The organism is Acinetobacter brisouisimilis (assembly GCF_000368265.1).
Taxonomy (GTDB): Bacteria; Pseudomonadota; Gammaproteobacteria; order Pseudomonadales; family Moraxellaceae; genus Acinetobacter.
The window spans coordinates 751,755-769,247 of sequence record NZ_KB851219.1; the positions used below are offsets into that span (position 1 = coordinate 751,755).

General features: G+C 39.7%; 14 protein-coding genes. 11 read left to right on the forward strand and 3 right to left on the reverse strand.

All coding sequences use genetic code 11. The features are described from left to right. The first annotated feature begins 228 nt into the window (after positions 1-228). From hcaE to F975_RS07320, 8 genes are all read left to right on the forward strand, one after another. Positions 229-1,641 (forward strand): 3-phenylpropionate/cinnamic acid dioxygenase subunit alpha, encoded by a 1,413-nt coding sequence (gene hcaE, locus F975_RS07285; protein WP_004751815.1) that lies wholly within the window; start codon positions 229-231, stop codon positions 1,639-1,641. After that, the gene (gene hcaF, locus F975_RS07290) at positions 1,638-2,198 is read left to right on the forward strand and encodes a 3-phenylpropionate/cinnamic acid dioxygenase subunit beta (RefSeq protein WP_004751816.1); all 561 of its coding nucleotides are present in this window, start codon (positions 1,638-1,640) and stop codon (positions 2,196-2,198) included. Before hcaE ends, hcaF begins: the two co-directional genes overlap by 4 nt. After that, on the forward strand, positions 2,198-2,527 hold the full coding sequence (gene hcaC, locus F975_RS07295) for a 3-phenylpropionate/cinnamic acid dioxygenase ferredoxin subunit (RefSeq protein WP_004751817.1): 330 nt from the start codon (positions 2,198-2,200) through the stop codon (positions 2,525-2,527). The genes hcaF and hcaC overlap by 1 nt, the downstream gene beginning before the upstream one ends. Further along, on the forward strand, positions 2,527-3,342 hold the full coding sequence (hcaB, locus tag F975_RS07300; RefSeq protein ID WP_004751818.1) for a 3-phenylpropionate-dihydrodiol/cinnamic acid-dihydrodiol dehydrogenase: 816 nt from the start codon (positions 2,527-2,529) through the stop codon (positions 3,340-3,342). Before hcaC ends, hcaB begins: the two co-directional genes overlap by 1 nt. A gap of 67 nt (positions 3,343-3,409) precedes the next feature. Next, a complete protein-coding gene (locus tag F975_RS07305) occupies positions 3,410-4,366 on the forward strand; it encodes a 3-carboxyethylcatechol 2,3-dioxygenase (RefSeq protein ID WP_004751819.1) in 957 nt (318 codons plus the stop codon). Between the two features lie 12 nt (positions 4,367-4,378). Next, on the forward strand, positions 4,379-5,602 hold the full coding sequence (gene hcaD / locus F975_RS07310) for a 3-phenylpropionate/cinnamic acid dioxygenase ferredoxin--NAD(+) reductase subunit (RefSeq protein ID WP_004751820.1): 1,224 nt from the start codon (positions 4,379-4,381) through the stop codon (positions 5,600-5,602). An 84-nt stretch (positions 5,603-5,686) separates the two neighbouring features. Beyond that, entirely contained in the window at positions 5,687-6,565 is an 879-nt protein-coding gene (locus F975_RS07315; protein ID WP_034426205.1) for a DMT family transporter, read from the forward strand. Between the two features lie 922 nt (positions 6,566-7,487). After that, positions 7,488-10,028 (forward strand): bifunctional diguanylate cyclase/phosphodiesterase, encoded by a 2,541-nt coding sequence (locus tag F975_RS07320; RefSeq protein WP_004751822.1) that lies wholly within the window; start codon positions 7,488-7,490, stop codon positions 10,026-10,028. Between the two features lie 343 nt (positions 10,029-10,371). On the opposite strand, the gene F975_RS15450 is transcribed toward F975_RS07320, so the two are convergent. Both F975_RS15450 and F975_RS07325 read right to left on the reverse strand, forming a co-directional pair. Next, positions 10,372-10,602 carry a hypothetical protein gene (locus tag F975_RS15450; RefSeq protein ID WP_081399810.1) on the reverse strand — a complete coding sequence of 77 codons (231 nt, stop codon included), beginning with the start codon at positions 10,600-10,602 and terminating at the stop codon, positions 10,372-10,374. Between the two features lie 114 nt (positions 10,603-10,716). Then, positions 10,717-10,932 (reverse strand): cold-shock protein, encoded by a 216-nt coding sequence (locus F975_RS07325; protein WP_004751823.1) that lies wholly within the window; start codon positions 10,930-10,932, stop codon positions 10,717-10,719. Between the two features lie 668 nt (positions 10,933-11,600). On the opposite strand from F975_RS07325, the gene mfd reads away from it, so the two are divergent. From mfd to F975_RS07340, 3 genes are all read left to right on the forward strand, one after another. Next, the gene (mfd, locus tag F975_RS07330) at positions 11,601-15,065 is read left to right on the forward strand and encodes a transcription-repair coupling factor (RefSeq protein ID WP_034426208.1); all 3,465 of its coding nucleotides are present in this window, start codon (positions 11,601-11,603) and stop codon (positions 15,063-15,065) included. Positions 15,066-15,196: 131 nt separating this feature from the next. Continuing rightward, positions 15,197-15,631: an HIT domain-containing protein gene (locus tag F975_RS07335; protein ID WP_004751830.1), complete on the forward strand. Its 435-nt coding sequence runs from the start codon at positions 15,197-15,199 to the stop codon at positions 15,629-15,631. A gap of 40 nt (positions 15,632-15,671) precedes the next feature. Then, positions 15,672-17,150, forward strand: a complete 1,479-nt coding sequence (locus F975_RS07340) for an adenylate/guanylate cyclase domain-containing protein (RefSeq protein ID WP_004751833.1) — start codon at positions 15,672-15,674, stop codon at positions 17,148-17,150. Between the two features lie 3 nt (positions 17,151-17,153). Here F975_RS07340 and fdx read toward each other — a convergent pair whose 3' ends face one another. After that, entirely contained in the window at positions 17,154-17,492 is a 339-nt protein-coding gene (fdx, locus tag F975_RS07345) for an ISC system 2Fe-2S type ferredoxin (protein WP_004751834.1), read from the reverse strand. Between the last annotated feature and the right edge of the window lies 1 nt (position 17,493).

Here is a 17,493-nt window from a genome sequence, read left to right on the forward strand (position 1 = left end):
ATCTGTTGGTATAAACACCTAAACCAAGCAAAAATCCATTTCAGTAGTAAAAAAGTGTATTAAAAAAGTTGGCTATAATTTAGTATAAAAAAGAATAAAGAATTATTCATAAAATATCTAAAATAAAACTTATAAAATATTTCACTTATATCTATTAAAAAATCATTATCAACGCCAACAGATTCCACCATCTTTTGATTTGATGGCGGCAGCAGGAGAGCGATGATCATGAGTGGAAAAATTGATGTGCGTGAAATCGATGCCTTAGTCGATGCACAAAATGGACGTATTTCACCCTCTATTTACACTGACCCTGAATTATATCAACTTGAATTAGAGCGTATTTTTGGGCGTTGTTGGCTATTTCTTTGTCATGAAAGCCAGATTCCGAAGGCTGGTGACTTTTTTAATACTTACATGGGTGAAGACCCGATTATTGTCGTCCGTCAAAAAGATGGTTCAGTTAAGGCATTTTTAAACCAGTGCCGTCACCGTTCTATGCGTGTAAGTTATGCAGACTGTGGGAATACCCGTGCATTTACTTGCCCATACCATGGCTGGTCTTATGGTGTTGACGGTTCTTTAAAAGATATTCCATTAGAAAATGTTGCTTTCCCAAAAGGTTCATGCAAAGGGAAATGGGGTCTTGTTGAAGTCAATCGTGTTGAAATCTATAAAGGTTTGATTTTCGGTTGCTGGGCAGAGGATACGCCTGATCTACGCACTTATATGGGAGATATCGCTTGGTATCTTGATGCGTTGATTGATCGTCGTGAAGGTGGTTCAGAAGTTATTGGTGGTATCCATAAGTGGGAAATTAACTGTAACTGGAAATTTGCAGCAGAACAGTTTGCTTCAGACCAATATCATGCACCGTATTCACATGCTTCTGCAGTACAGGTCTTGGGTGGTAAACCAGGTGATGACGCAAGTAAAACACTCGGTGCAGCACAAACGGCGCGTCCAGTGTGGGAAACCGTTAAAAACTGTGTGCAATATGGTCAACGTGGACATGGTTCAGGCTTTTTCTTAACTGAAAAACCAGATGCTAACTTCTGGGTGGATGGTCAGGTTGCTGATTATTTCCGTGAAACTTATGAAGAAGCTAAAGAGCGTCTTGGCGAAATTCGTGCATTGCGTCTTGCTGGACATAACACCATGTTCCCGACTTTGTCTTGGCTCAATGGTATGACCACCATGCGAATCTGGCACCCACGTGGTCCAGACAAAACCGAAGTGTGGGCATTCTGTATTACTGACAAGGCTGCACCACAGCATATTAAAGAAGCGATGGAGCTAAATGCTTGTCGTGCATTTGGTCCTGCAGGTTTTGCTGAAGCAGATGATGGCGAAAACTGGATCGAAATCCAGAAAGTTCTTCGTGGTTATAAAGCGCGTAATAGCAAGCTGATTATGGAAATGGGTCTGGGTAATGAAGAGCTACGTGATGACGTGCCTGGTATTACCAACCATATTTTCTCAGAAACAGCTGCACGCAGTATGTATCGCCACTGGGCAAACTTGCTGATGCATGAAAAATGGGAAGATGTAGAAAAAGCTACAGCAGCGTATGAGCAAAGCCTTTTAGCAAAAAATGATTCGGCTGTCGCTATCGCAGATGAAACGGAGCTTGCGAAATGAATCAGGTCGTTGACGTGTTAAAACCACAACCAGTATGGCGTTCTATTGGGTTAGAACTTTACCATGATATTAGCCAGTTTTTATATGCCGAAGCACAATTGTTAGATGACTGGAAGTTTCGTGACTGGCTAGATATTTTGAGTGAAGACATGCTCTACACACTCAAAACAACGACGAATGCTCAGACCCGTGACCGTCGTAAAAGCATTGCACCGCCTTCAACCTGGATTTATCACGACGATAAATTTGTGTTAGAGCGTCGTATTGCAAAGTTAGAAACTGGCATGTCGTGGTCGGAAGAGCCTCCATCACGTACCCGTCATCTTATTACCAATATTCGGGTAGAGCCAACTGAGCAAGCAGATGAATATCTGGTATATAGCAACTATTTGCTTTATCGCTCGCAAAAAGAAAAAGACATATTGATTTATGTGGGGAAACGGGTTGATTTAATCCGTAAAAATGAAGAGAGCAGTTTAGGCTGGAGCATTGCTAAACGTGACATCACGCTCGATCAGGCAACTTTAACATCCCACAACATTACGGTGTTTTTCTAATGAACAAGATATTCGTTTGTCAGGTTGACGAACTTGATGAAGGTGAAGCATTAAAAGTGGACTGCGGTGTAGGCGATATTGCTGCACTTGCTGTCTTCAATTTTAATGGCGAATTTTTTGCGATGAATGACAAGTGTAGCCATGGCAATGCCTCAATGTCAGAAGGCTATCTTGAAGACGATGGCACAGTTGAGTGTCCGTTACATTCATCACGTTTCTGTTTAAAAACTGGTGTGCCGCAATGTGTGCCAGCGACTGACCCGATTCAGACTTTTCCTGTCGTTGTTGAAGATGGCGCTTTATTTGTCGAATTGTCAGGAGTGGCATAATGGGCTGGTTACAAGGAGAAGTCGTACTGATTACAGGCGGCGGTTCGGGACTTGGGCTAGCACTGGTGGAACGTTTTTTAAATGAAGGCGCACAGGTTGCTGTGTTGCAACGCTCTCAGTCCAAAGTTGATGAACTGATCGCCCGCTTTGGTGATCGTATTGTCGCGGTGACAGGTGACGTTGCTCGATATGCCGACAATGTTCGTGCTGTTGAAGCTACAGTGGCACGTTTTGGCAAACTAGACTGCTTTATTGGTAATGCTGGAATCTGGGATCACTATGCCGATGTTGTCAATATGTCAGGCGAGCAGTTAGAAACGGCATTTGATGAAATCATGAGTATTAACACCAAAGGTTATTTGCTCGGTGCTAAAGCAGCACTGAATGAATTGTTAAAAACCGAAGGTTCCATGATTTTTACCTTATCAAATTCTGCATTTTATTCATCAGGTGGTGGGCCAATTTACACTGCATCTAAGCATGCAGGCGTTGGCTTAGTGCGTGAACTGGCGTATGAACTGGCACCTAAAATCCGTGTCAATGCCGTCGCGCCTTCGGGCATGAATGTCAATGTCAAAGGTGCAGCATCATTGGGGCAGGAAAATCTTGGACTGCTCGATGCACGTGATCCTGAGCGGATTGGTCAGGGTATGCCACTCAAATTCTTGCCTGAAGCCGAAGATATGACAGGTTCTTATGTTCTGCTCGCTTCTCGACAAAATAACCGTCCATTATCTGGCGTATTTATTAATGCCGACTGTGGTCTAGGTATTCGTGGTTTACGTCAGCCCAATGCAGGCTTCTTTGACGTTTAATCCTAAAGGTCTAGTCTTCTAGACCCACATAGATCGCCTGTAGGCGATCTAGTTTTTGGAGTTCAACATGGCTGTTAAACTGATTTGTGCATCTCATAGCCCGCTGATGGAGTTCGCTTCACCGATTGAGAAGCGTCAGGAAGAAGTTGTTCGTGCAACGTTTAAGGCTTTGGCGGCTGAGTTAAAGCAATATGATCCAACCCTGATTATTACTTTTGGTCCCGATCATTTTAATGGTTTCTTTTATGACCTGATGCCAAGTTTCTGTGTTGGCCTTCGGGCTACTGCTGCAGGCGATTGGGATTATGGCCCAGGAAAACTCAATGTACCTGAGCAAACCGCGCTACAACTGGTGCGCCATGTCCTGAATGAAGGCGTTGATGTTGCATACTCCTACCGAATGCAGGCAGATCATGGGGTTACCCAGCCCTTGCATTTTTTATGTGAAGGACAGCTTGATCGTTACCCGACGATTCCTGTTTTTGTCAATGGTGCAGCAGCGCCACTGCCAACTACAAAACGTGCAATTGCGCTTGGCCGTGCTATAGGTTCATTTATTCAGTCTCTTAATCTTGAAAATGAACGCGTACTCATTTTGGGAACTGGGGGATTGTCGCATGATCCACCAACACCACAAATGGGGTCTGTACCTCCTGAAGTGGAAGAATTCCTGATCTCAGGTCGGAACCCGACGACTGAAGCACGCAACGCCCGCCAAGCCAAGGTCATTTCTGTGGGGCAACGTCTCGCTGCAGGCGATACTTCAGTTTCAGTGCCACTCAATCCAGAATGGGATAAACAGCTGTTAGATATTTTTCAAAATGCTGATTTTGAAGCCATTGAAAAAATGACTGAAGCCGATATCCGTCGTGAGGGTGGACGTGGTGGACAAGAGATTCGTGCATGGATCGCCGCTTTTGCAGCGCTTTCAGCATTGGGTGACTATGAAATGAAAGTTCATTGTTATGAAGCCATTTCAGAATGGATTGCGGGTTTTGGCATTGTCACAGCCAATTTGAAATAAAGGACAAAACAGATGAGTATTCAAACCATTGTGATTGTAGGCGCAGGTCAAGCGGGCGCAAGTGCAATTTTAGAGTTACGCGCACAGCAATTTTCTGGTGAAATTATTTTGATCGGTGATGAACCTCATCTACCGTATGAACGTCCACCGCTATCTAAAGATGCAATTTTGCAGCCAGAACAAACCAAGCTGGAAATTCTCTCTGAACAAAAACTTGCCGAACTCAATGTCAAAGTGATTCGCAATAACGCTGTAGTTAAACTTCAGCCTGAATCACATCAGCTTGTTTTACAAAGTGGTGATGTGATTCATTATGACAAATTACTATTGGCAACAGGTGGTTCGGCACGCCGTTTACCGATGTTAGATGCTCTAGGTCAACATGTTTATACTTTACGGAATCTTGAAGATTCACAGAAACTGATTCCTGTATTACAAGCTGAAAAACGCATCTTGATCGTGGGTGGCGGTGTAATCGGTTTAGAGTTGGCTTCTAGTGCACGTGCAAAAGGCTGTCAGGTCACAGTGCTTGAACAGGGCGCAATGGTCATGGGCCGTTGTTCTCCACTCAATCTGAGTCAATTTTTACTGCAACAACATCAACGTGCTGGCATTGAAATTCAACTGAATACCAAACTGGTGCAGGCTGAATTACGTGACCAAGAAGTGATTCTCACCTTAGAAAATGGTCAGCAGTTGACGGGTGATGCTGTCATTTACGGAATTGGGATCGTACCTAATGCTGATTTAGCGCGTGAAGCAGGTCTCGATGTCGATTTTGCCATTCAAGTCAATCAGTATTGCCAAACCTCTGATCCTGATATTTATGCTGCTGGTGATGTTGCAACCCAGTTGGTCGAAGATGGGCAATATCGTCGTATTGAAACTTGGGAAAATGCCAACAAGCAAGCGGGAATTTTTGCGCGTCATATCATGGGCAATCCATTGGCGCAGCAAACTCCTGCTTGGTTCTGGACAGACCAGCTTGATATGAACTTTCAGTTTGCTGGCGATATGACGGCTACAGAATGGCATATTCGTGGTGAAATGGATATTGAGCAGGGTAAAAATGCCAGCTTTGTGATGTTTGGCACGCGCAACGGAATTCTGGTTGCAGGCATTACTGTCAATCAGGCAAAAGAAATGCGTCATTTAAAGAAAATGATTGCGAAAGCACAACCGTTTGATGCAGAAACACTGCTGAATCTCGCGATTGATTTACGCAAGGTTGCCTGAGCTCAATCACAACAGGCTTACATGTAATCAACCCATGCTGTTTTAGGCATGGGTTGATTGATTTTATGGATATGATTCATGTTTATGTCTAAGGGATCGACGTCTTTTACCCACATTGCAATTTATGCGACCCTTGTCCTGATTTGGGCAGCAACGCCACTGGCAATTGTATGGAGTGTGCATCAGGTTTATCCGCTTTGGGTTTTAATTATTCGCTATGTAGGTGCATCTATTTTGGCGGTTATGTTGCTCATCATCTTTCGTAATCCCTTGCCACTAGATCGTCAGTCACTCACGAGTTATGTCGCAGGCAGCCTAAATTTAATTGGTGCTCAACTTTTTATTTATCTGGCAGCCCGTTATCTAACTTCAGGATTAATGGCTTTGTTATTTGGGTTATCACCGTTAATTTCTGGTCTGGTCGGGCATTTTATTTTAAAAAATCAGCATCTCGTTCTCATACAATGGGGAGGCATGTTGATGGCAGTCTTGGGTTTGATTGTAGTGTTTGCGGATCAAACTGGAAATCAGGTACAACCGATTGGTATCATATTAATTGTCATCAGTATTATTTCTTATATTAGTTCTATATTTTGGGTCAAGCATATTGCAGCGCCACTAACGCCGATATCACAGGCTACAGGCTCCTTGCTGGTTTCAGCATTGGCATCTTTACTGTTGATTCCTTTTATTTATCAGCATATGCCACACCACCTTCCTGACTTACACAGCATGCTTGGCTTTGCATTTACAATATTATTTTCATCTATTATTGCGATGCTGTGCTATTTTTGGCTGATTCGGGAATTAAAACCTTCAACCATTGCCTTGAGTAATGTGATTACACCGATTATTGCTTTAACTTTAGGTGCGGTATTTAACCATGAACAACTTAATGTAAGTGCATGGTTTGGTGTAATACTGGTGGTGATCGGGATTCTTTGTTATTTCAGAAAAACCTAGCTTGATTTAATGATTATGGTGGACTGATAAAAGCTGTTTAATCATCAAAACATAGAAAATTGTCCCCGCTATTGCTAAATATTTGTTGATACAGTAGCGGGAAATTTCTGCTTTTTATCTATCTATTTGATCTAGTAGCTTACCAAGCATAAACCCCGATTTTTCTGAAGCTAAACAATGATCGAGAATGCAGAATCGCGATCATTCACTTCTATCTATAAATTTCTTTCATCCTGATTTACACATTCTTTGCCTGTCTTTCACAGGGAGCGACAGCCTAAGCCCAAGAAGTTTGATGTAAATTGGTTATCAAAATAAAAATAGCGATTAAACAATTGGTAAAATAATGAAGAATTTTTAAAAAACTAACTGATTGAATTAATTTGTTTTTTAAAAAATCTTTGATTTTTATTGTCTTGGTGCATAAAATTGAGTTATGCTAAAACTTGTTTATTGTTTAGCCAATTATGTGAAATGTGGTAACTGTGCTTTTAAAAACACGACTTGAGGCATGCTTTTTCGTTGCTCATCAAGTTTGAAGCAAAACCCTCCCAGAGGGCGAGAAGTGAAAGCTTTACTTGCGAAAAAATGTTTCTATCACAAGATAAAAGTCAAAATACTAAGTTAAATTGGATTACTGGAAATGGATTTGACATATAGATTTGATGATTTGCAAATGCGATTTCAAATTTTCTTTATAAGCATGAATTATAGTCGGTTTCCTTTATTATTTTGTATTAATCGAATAACACAGTATAAAAAGTGAGTTGATCATCCTCATCATTTTGAATGAAAAAACCTTAAGTTTTATCGTTAAAATAGCTTTATTTTTGATCGCTTTTTGTACAGGTGTATATTTAAAAGAAATATTTCATATGTAAAATCAGCATGAGGCTAATTTCTTAAACCAATGGAGATTTTAATGGCTAGTCAATTTATTAGTAAAGATAATAGCCATATATTTCAGCTCATTAGTCAAGGCAATAACCTTAAAATTGTTTTAGAAGCAATTACTGCATGGTTAGAGACTCATATTCAAGATGCAATTGTTTCAACCATGCTGTATGACCCTTCAATTGAAAAATTATACTTAATTAGTGGTCATCAACATTTTTCTCCTGAATATCAGCAGATGTTAAAAGCAGTTGTTGTTCATGAGAAAAGTGGCACATGTGGTTCAGCAGCTTTTCATAAGCATTTGGTTATTTCTGAAAATTTAATCACTGATCCTAAATGGTCACGTCAAAAAGATCTTGTACAAAAAGAAAAACTGACTTCATGTTGGTCAATGCCTGTTCTCGGAACGCGCGGAGAGCTATATGGTACTTTTGCAACTTACTATAGAACGATTAGAAAGCCTTCAGATATCGAAATTAACCTATTGCAACGAGCTGCTATTTTAGTTTCTCTAACCATTGATATTGATCGCGAAAGAGAACAAAAATTACTGATAGATGAAAAATATAGTTCATTTTTTAAATATCATCCAGATGCGGTATTTGAAGTAAATCTTGAAGGTTATATCGTTTCTGCAAATGTAGCTTCAGAGAAAATAACGGGTTTTTTAGAAAGTGAGATCAAAGGGCAATATTATTTTAATTTTGTACCGGAGACTTCGTTCGAGACTGTAAAAATTGCTTTTGAACAGAGTCTAAAAGGAGAATCACAACATTATGAATTGCAAGCCTACCATGCTTCAGGAGAGTTACTCTGGCTTGAGATAACAAACTTGCCAATTAAGCATAATGAAAGGATTGTTGGTATTTTAGTCATTGCAAAAGATATTACAGCTAAATATCATTATCAAGAACGGGTAAGGCTTCTAGAAAGAGCGATACAAAATAGCACACAAGGTGTAGTGATTGCCCATGCAGATTCAGATATGCCGATTGTATATGTCAACGCTGCATTTTTGGCAATGACGGGTTATGCAGAATCCGAAATTATGGGGAAAAATTGTGGTTTTTTAAAAGGCCCAGATACAGATGTCATCACACTAAAAAAAATAAAAAATGCGTTGACGACCAAAACTCAGTCACAAGTCAAAATTAAAAATTATCGCAAAGATGGCAGCTGGTTTTGGAATCAGTTGACATTAGCGCCTATTTTGGATGATTTGGGTCATTGCACACACTTTCTTGGAATACAACAAGATGTGACGAAAGAATGCGTAAGTGAAGAATATATTGAATATCAAAAAATGCATGATTATTTGACAGGGTTATTTAATCGCCGTGCTTTTGATGAATATCTAGAAAAAACGCTAAAAAATATACAAGCCCAAAAAGATTTGTATTTACTTTATATTGACCTCGATGATTTTAGTCCGCTCAATGAGACCTTGGGTCATATTGTTGGTGATAAATTATTGCAATCTGTTGCAACTAGAATGAAAAATTTCATTCGAGATAAAGACATGTTGAGCCGAATCTCTGGCGATGAGTTTGCGCTTATTCTTTTAGATTTTAAAACTCCTGATCATGTGGCCGAATTTGCTGAAAGATTACTGAAAAATTTATCAACACCCTTTCAAATAGATGGTCATAAAATTCATATTACTGCCAGCATAGGGATTGCTAAAAACTGTAGTCAGGTTTATCAAGGCATTCAATTAATCCAGCATGCGATTCTCTCAATGCAAGAAGCAAAAAAACAAGGGCGTAATACATGGAATTGGTATCAGGAAAAATATAATGATCTTCCTAAAATAGATTATATAAATTTACGTTTAGACTTATCTGAAGCTTTAGAAAAAGCTCAGCTCAATGTGTTTTATCAGCCATTAATCCAACCTAAAACTGGTGAAGTCGCTTCATTAGAGGCTCTTATTCGCTGGATTCACCCAGAAAAAGGTTTTATCCCACCAGATGTTTTTATCCCTTTGGCTGAGAGGACAGGACACATTGTTTCAATTGGTCGTTGGGTTTTACAACAAGCATGTCACGATATTTTTAAGTTAAATAAAAATCGGGAACGGCCTTTGAGTGTATCTGTCAACATTTCACCATTAGAGTTCCATCGAAAGAATTTTTTAAATGATTTAGAAGAAATTTTAAATGTGAGCCAACTTCCGCCTCAATTGTTAAAATTAGAAGTGACAGAGGGAATGTTGATTACTGATGTGCAAAAATCGATTGAAATATTACATGCGATACGTGCTTTAGGTATCAAGGTTTCTCTCGATGATTTTGGTACAGGCTATTCAAGCTTAAGTTATTTACGCCGCCTACCTGTTGACCAAATAAAGCTAGATAAAAGCTTTTTTGAAAATTTTCCTATAGATCAACAAGACACTGCTATTGTTAAGTTAATTATCGAAATAGCTCATCAGCTCAACTTGGAGGTTGTTGCTGAAGGGATTGAAATCTATGAGCAGGTTAAATTCCTAACAGAATATGAATGTGACATGATTCAGGGTTATTTTTATTCAAAACCTGTTCCCATAAACCAGTTGAAATTATGATTTAAGCCATGAATATTCAATTAAAATCTAAATTTTATGGAAAAAGTACTTATGAGGGATTTTTAATAGGATTTTAAGTGGCTTTAGATTTTTAGAAATATTTGAAAGTATGAGTGATTACCCTATAACTTTAAAAATAATGAACGGTTTTAAATTAGCCTGATAGGTATTTTGTGTGCTAATTTGAGCCTGAAAATGACTTAAGCAACCAAGAAGAATAATAAAATAAACAGCAGGATCAGAAAAATATTAAAAAGCGAGGAAGGGTGTGGTTCAGTAAATTTGATATCATGTTGCATCACATGACACAAATTAACTAAATTTTAACGATTAAAATACGGGTTTAAATAATAACTCTGTAATTTAATTTAAATAACTGATTTACTTCAGTGTAGAAACTTCGGCCATCTAAGTTTAAATCGACTTCAATTCCAGATTCAAGTAATACTCTTTTGCCTACTTCAATTGATTTAAGTCCAGTACGTGTACTTTGTGTTTTGTTTAAAGGAACGAGTGATACTAAAATTTCTGTACCATTTATAGATTTTGCAATAATGTTATGATTTTGATTCAATGTTACACCGAGTTTTATTTTATTTATTCCATTATGGAATAAATATTAAGATATTTTAGATTTTTGGTAATAAAAAAGTACGATGGACGTACTTTTTTATTTTATTAAATATTATTATAGAGCAACAATATTTACAGCATTTGGGCCTTTTTGACCTTGAACGATGCTGAATGATACTTGTTGACCTTCAAATAAAGTTTTGAAACCAGAATTAGCGATTTCACTAAAATGAGCAAATACGTCTGGACCAGATTCTTGTTGAATGAAACCAAAACCTTTAGTTTCGTTAAACCACTTTACTGTACCAGTTACTGTATTAGAATTAGACATAATATACCTATGAGTTTTAAGAGTTTTAGCCATTTCGAAATTTAAATGACTATTTCTAACTTTGAAAAATAATAAGGATTGAGCTTAAGATCTTAAAAAAAACGGAGGATTATGACTAAAACTACGATACTTAAAGAAGATTTACTAAACAATACTTTTTTTCTAGTTAGGTTAACTATACATGAAATAAAATTGTATGCAAGCTTTTTTTATATGTGCTATTTGTTTATTTTATTAAATAATTTAAAACAAGAATGATTTCTAGGGTGCATTATCAGGATTAAATCTAACTTTTCAACCAGTTGGAAATATAAAAAAGTATAAATCATGAGAAAATAGAATCCGAATAACAGTCAACAGAAGTCTTGAGCTGAACAGTTTATCTGTCTTGAAATTAGATCTGCATCTTCTTCCACATTGCCAATATTTGACGTTTTTTATCCTAAATTAATTTTTCTGTTTAAAGTATCAATTATTTTTAAAAGCGAAGCGCTGTAAGAACTGAATTTGGTTGAGTCATTGAATCTGTTTTTTACTACTTTTTGTGTAACGAACATCAGCAAATTTTGAAGATTAATCTGAAATTTAATGCAATATTCTGAACAGCCTGGAGTAGGCATGATAGTATTTAGCCTATGAAAAACGGACTAAAACTTGATTCCATGTCTATTTTTACCAAAGAAATTTCTGCACTAAAACTCAATCAATTTAAACAGCATGAAAAACGCTGGGTTGGTGGGCTACTTGGTTCAGCGGGTGCGCTATTATTTAAAGAAATTGCCGAACAATTTCCGCATTTATTTGTACTGATTGCACGCAACAATCAGCATTTGGCACAGCTAGAAAGTGAACTTGAGTTTTATGGGCTAAAACCAACTATTTTCCCAGATTGGGAAATTTTGCCTTATGATCGTTTATCTCCGCATCAAGATATTGTCTCAGAACGACTGGCTATTTTAGCCAATATGCCGCAGCAAGGCATTTTACTGGTTTCAGCATCGACATTTGCCCAGCGCGTTGCACCTATGTCTTGGGTACTCGGTGCGCATTTTGATTTAAAAGTTGGTCAGAAATTTGACCTAGAACAACAGAAAAAACGTTTGATTCAAGCAGGTTATCAACTGGTTGACACTGTGTATGATCATGGTGAATTTGCGGTGCGCGGCAGCATTGTCGATGTTTATGCTTCTGGTCAGGAAGCACCGATCCGGATTGATTTATTTGATGATGAAATTGACACGCTCAAATATTTTGATCCTGAAACCCAGCGTACCACGCAAACCATTCAGCAATTCCGTATTTTACCCGCTAAAGAATTTCCACTTAAAGAAGCTCGCGCGCTGTTTCGTGAACGTTATGCTGAAAGCTTTCCAACTGCAAACCCAAAGAAAAACCCAATTTATCAGGATGCGTTAGAAGGAATCGCATCTTCTGGTCTGGAGTTTTATCTACCGTTATTTTTTGAAAAAACGGCTATGCAACAGGAAAGTATGCTCAGCAGTTACTTTCCTGAACAGACTATTGTCATCAATACCGATGATCTCGATGAGGGTCTGACCCAGTTCTGGCAAGATGTGTATAGGCGTTATGAAGATCGACGTCATAATGTTGATCAGCCATTACTGTCGCCTGAAGATTTATTTTTAAACCCACAGCAGATTCTAGAGCAGGTCAATCATTTCCGCCGTATTGTGGTTTCAGTTGACCCGATTGCTGAAAAGGCAGGGGCGATCAATCTTGCTACCGATGCGCCGCCCAAACTGCCTGTGGATGCCAAATTAGAACGACCATTTAGCCATGTAAAACATTATGTTGATGCGGTGAGCTACCCTGTGCTGTTGGTTGCGGAAAGTGCAGGGCGGCGTGAAACCTTAAAAGATGCTTTGCGTTCAAGCTTTGGCGATATTCCGCAAGTTGACTCGTTTCAGCAGTTTTTAAAAGAACAATATTCGATTGCAATTACCAACGCGCCTTTAGATCGTGGGTTGGTGATTCATGATCATCTCGCGGTGATTTCCGAAAACCAACTGTATGAACATCGGGTTGTACAGCGTCGCCGTAAGCGTCAGCAGGAAATTTCTGAAGAATTTCTGGTTCGTAGTTTAACTGAGCTGAGTATTGGTGCACCTGTAGTTCATATTGATCATGGGGTCGGACGTTATGCAGGTTTGGTGAACTTAACCATTGATAATCAGGAACATGAATTTTTACAGCTTGATTATGCAGATGGCGCGAAAATCTATGTGCCTGTATCGAACCTGAATCTGATTAGCCGGTATAGCGGAGGTGATCCAGATTTAGCGCCTTTACATAAACTGGGTAATGACGCATGGAATAAAGCCAAACGTAAGGCACTGGAACAAATTCATGATGTCGCTGCTGAACTTTTACATATTCAGGCGCGCCGCCAATCCAAGCCAGGTTTTGGTTTTGAGCTGGATCAGGGCATGTATATGCAGTTTGCCAGTGGTTTTGCCTATGAGGAAACGCTGGATCAGGCCAATGCTATTGAAGCTACATTATATGACATGCAACAAGCCAAACCGATGGATCGCTTGGTTTGTGGTGATGTTGGTTTTGGCAAAACCGAAGTGGCGATGCGTGCAGCATTTGTCGCGGTGCAGAACTCGAAACAGGTTGCGGTACTTGTACCCACCACGCTGTTAGCACAGCAGCATTATGAATCATTTAAAGACCGTTTTGCTGACTGGCCGATTCGGATCGAAGTCTTGTCTCGCTTTGGTTCAAGTAAGACCCATCAAAAAGTCATTGAAGATATGGCAGAAGGCAAGGTTGATATTGTGATTGGCACGCACAAAATCTTGCAGGAAAATATCCAGTTTAAAGATTTGGGCTTAATGATTGTCGATGAAGAACATCGTTTTGGTGTACGCGACAAAGAGCGTATAAAAGCCTTGCGTGCCGATGTGGATATGCTGACCTTGACTGCGACGCCAATTCCACGGACATTGAACATGTCATTTAGTGGCATGCGTGATTTATCGATTATTGCCACGCCACCTGCACGCCGTTTGGCGGTGAAAACTTTTGTACAAGAACAGACTGAAGCCACCATTAAAGAAGCCATTTTGCGTGAATTGCTGCGTGGCGGGCAGGTGTATTTCTTGCACAATGAAGTTGATACCATTGAACGTACGGCAGAAAATCTCCGTCATTTGGTGCCTGAAGCACGGGTTGCTGTAGCCCATGGGCAAATGCGTGAACGCGAACTGGAACAAGTCATGCAGCAGTTCTATCACAAAGAATATAATGTCTTGGTGTGTTCAACCATTGTGGAAACGGGCATTGATGTGCCCAACGCCAATACCATGATTATTGAGCGTGCAGACAAACTCGGGCTAGCTCAGTTGCATCAGCTGCGTGGTCGTGTGGGTCGATCACATCATCAAGCCTATGCCTACCTCATGGTACCTTCACTTAAAGGTTTAAAAGGCGATGCCGAAAAACGCCTGGATGCCATTCAGCGTGCATCGACTTTGGGTGCTGGCTTTATGTTGGCAACCGAAGATCTGGAAATCCGTGGTGCAGGTGAACTGTTGGGTGAAAAACAGAGTGGTTCAATGCAAGCGATTGGTTTTAGCTTGTATATGGAAATGCTTGAAAAAGCCACCAAAGCCATTCAGCTCGGTCGAACACCAAACTTTGATGCGCCGTTGAGTTTGATTGCGGAAATCAATCTGCATATGCCTGCACTCATCCCTGATGATTACTTGGGTGATGTGCATCAGCGGTTATTATTTTACAAACGCATCAGTAATACCAACAGTCAGGAAAAACTCGACAATATCCGTATGGAGTTGATTGACCGTTTTGGGATTTTACCTGTCGCGGTGAAACAGTTGTTTAGTGTGCATGAAATTCGGATTCAGGCGGAGCAACTTGGTATTGTTAAAATTGATATAAATAGCAATGGCGGCTATGTTGAGTTTTCGCCTGATACGCCTGTACAAGCTATTAGTATTATTCAGATGATGCAGTGCCAGCCAACGTATTTTCGTATGGATGGTGGGCAGCGCCTGAAAATTATGGTGATGCTGGAAGACTATGAAAAACGTATTCGTTTTATGCAAGATGCCTTGGCACAGCTGATTCGGGAATTACCTGCAAGCTAGTTTTTTGGCGGCTCGAATATATCGCCTAATCGCGTATATTCGAGCGATAAAGCACAATCCGTTCATATTCATGTCAGGATGGATATGTTAGTATAAAACCACTTTTCGTTATTTTTACCATTTATAAAGATATGTTTAGTTTACATCCGCAACTTGCGCAAGATACTTTTTTGGTTGGTGATTTTCCATTATCAACTTGTCGTTTAATGAACGATATGCAATTCCCTTGGTTAATCTTGGTTCCTCGTGTACCAGGAATTACCGAACTGTATGAACTTAGCCAAGCCGATCAGGAACAGTTCCTGCGTGAATCAAGCTGGTTATCTAGTCAGTTATCACGTGTATTTCGTGCCGATAAAATGAATGTGGCAGCATTGGGTAACATGGTACCGCAACTACATTTTCATCATATTGTACGTTATCAAAATGATGTTGCTTGGCCAAAACCTGTTTGGGGTTTACCAGCAGTACCGTATAGCAACGATGTATTGGCACATATGCGTCAGACGTTAATGCTGGCACTACGTGGTCAGGGTGAAATGCCATTTGACTGGCGAATGGACTAATTCATTTATCCACATAATGTTGCTTAGAGGTGGGGCAAAGGTGCCATTTGAGCGGAATGTAAATAATAAGTTTGTGCTGGAAAGTGTGTATAGATTCATTGCTTATCTCATGCTTTCGTTTGGTGTGTTACTCTACTATTTTCCGATGCCTCTACAATTTCAGCATTATGTGGTTAGCATTTTTGCAGCTGCTGCTTTTGTTGCAATACTCTGTATATTTACGCTTGCAAAACATAAATTTACCCGCCACCAAATTAAGCAAATTGTTTTTGTCTTGGACTTGTGTGTCATAGCGGCAGCTTTATCTGCGGTACATTTATCTTTCGTTTTTAGCGGCCTAATACTCGCGTCGTTTTGGTATTTATCAACTTCATTCAATAAAATTTCTTTTGTTGGCTATAGTCTTGGCTTCCTGTGTGCTGTCATGACTTTTTATGTCAGTGCTTTTTTATTTTTTGGTTTTGAAAACTATTTTGAAGATGCCAGTATCTATTTGACTATTTATAGTTTTATCTGCTTCTGTGCCTGCTTTGGCGTAACCAATTATTTTAATAAGAAAGCATTAAAAAACCTGATGACAACCAAAGATTATTATCAGGAACAGATGAACCGTTATATTCAGTTTTCCAATCAGCTCAGTCGTTATGCACCGTTGCAGTTATGGCAATCGATCATGCGTGGTGATACTCAAGCGAAAATTGATTATAAGCGTAAAAAAATGACTGTGTTTTTTTCAGACGTGATCGGTTTTACTCAACTGGCTGAAAAACTGATTCCAGATGATCTGGCATTTGTCTTAAATGATTATTTGAGTCATATGGCTGAAATTGCCAAGCGCTATGAAGGCACCTTAGATAAGTTTATTGGTGATGGTATGCTAATTTTCTTTGGTGATCCACAATCGCGAGGCGTAGAGCAAGATGCCAAACATTGTATAGAAATGGCGATTACCATGCGTCAGCAAATGCATGTGCTGCGCGAACGCTGGCTAAAAATGGGCTTTCCTGAGCTACACATTCGTATGGGCGTGAGTACTGGTTATTGTCACGTTGGAAATTACGGCTCAGACTACCGAATGTCATATACGTTGATCGGTCATGATGTCAACTTGGCAGCACGCTTGCAAGGAGCAGCACATCCAGACGAAATTTTGATTGCTGATGAAACTTATCGTTTAGTAAAAGATGAATTTGTTTGCGTTCCGAAAGACCTGATGCAGCTCAAAGGTTTGAGTGAGCCAATAAAAACTTGGCAAGTTATTGATAAATACACAGGAATTCGTTCTGATCTACAACAATGGTTTGACTATGAATACAAAGGTTTTCATTTGTTGTTAAATCTGGATGAAGTGCAGCATTATGAATATCAGCAGTTGCTTGATGTCTTGGAACAAATGAAAGAGCGGATTCAAACTCAGCATGAATTGACGACAGAGCAGGGAATTGCGCGTTTAGATGCTCGCGATGAAGTGCAAGATTCGGGCTCAAAGCTCGGTGGCTTTGAGTCCGATAAAGTCTAAGACTTAGTGATTTTCTGATGCATGGTTGATGGTGTACTTTGGAATTTCAACTTCCAAGTCCTCATTTTCCACCTTCACCTGACAAGACAAGCGTGAATCAGGCTCTAAGCCCCATGCACGATCAAGCAAGTCAGCTTCAACATCATGCATCTCTTCTAGGCTGTCAAAACCACGACGAACAATTACATGGCAAGTGGTGCATGCACAAGACATGTCACAAGCATGTTCAATCTTGATACCATTTTTGAGTAAGCTTTCACATAAATTACTGTGATTTTCGACTTCAAACTCTGCACCTTCAGGGCAAATCTGGGCATGCGGAAGAACTTTAATACGTGGCATA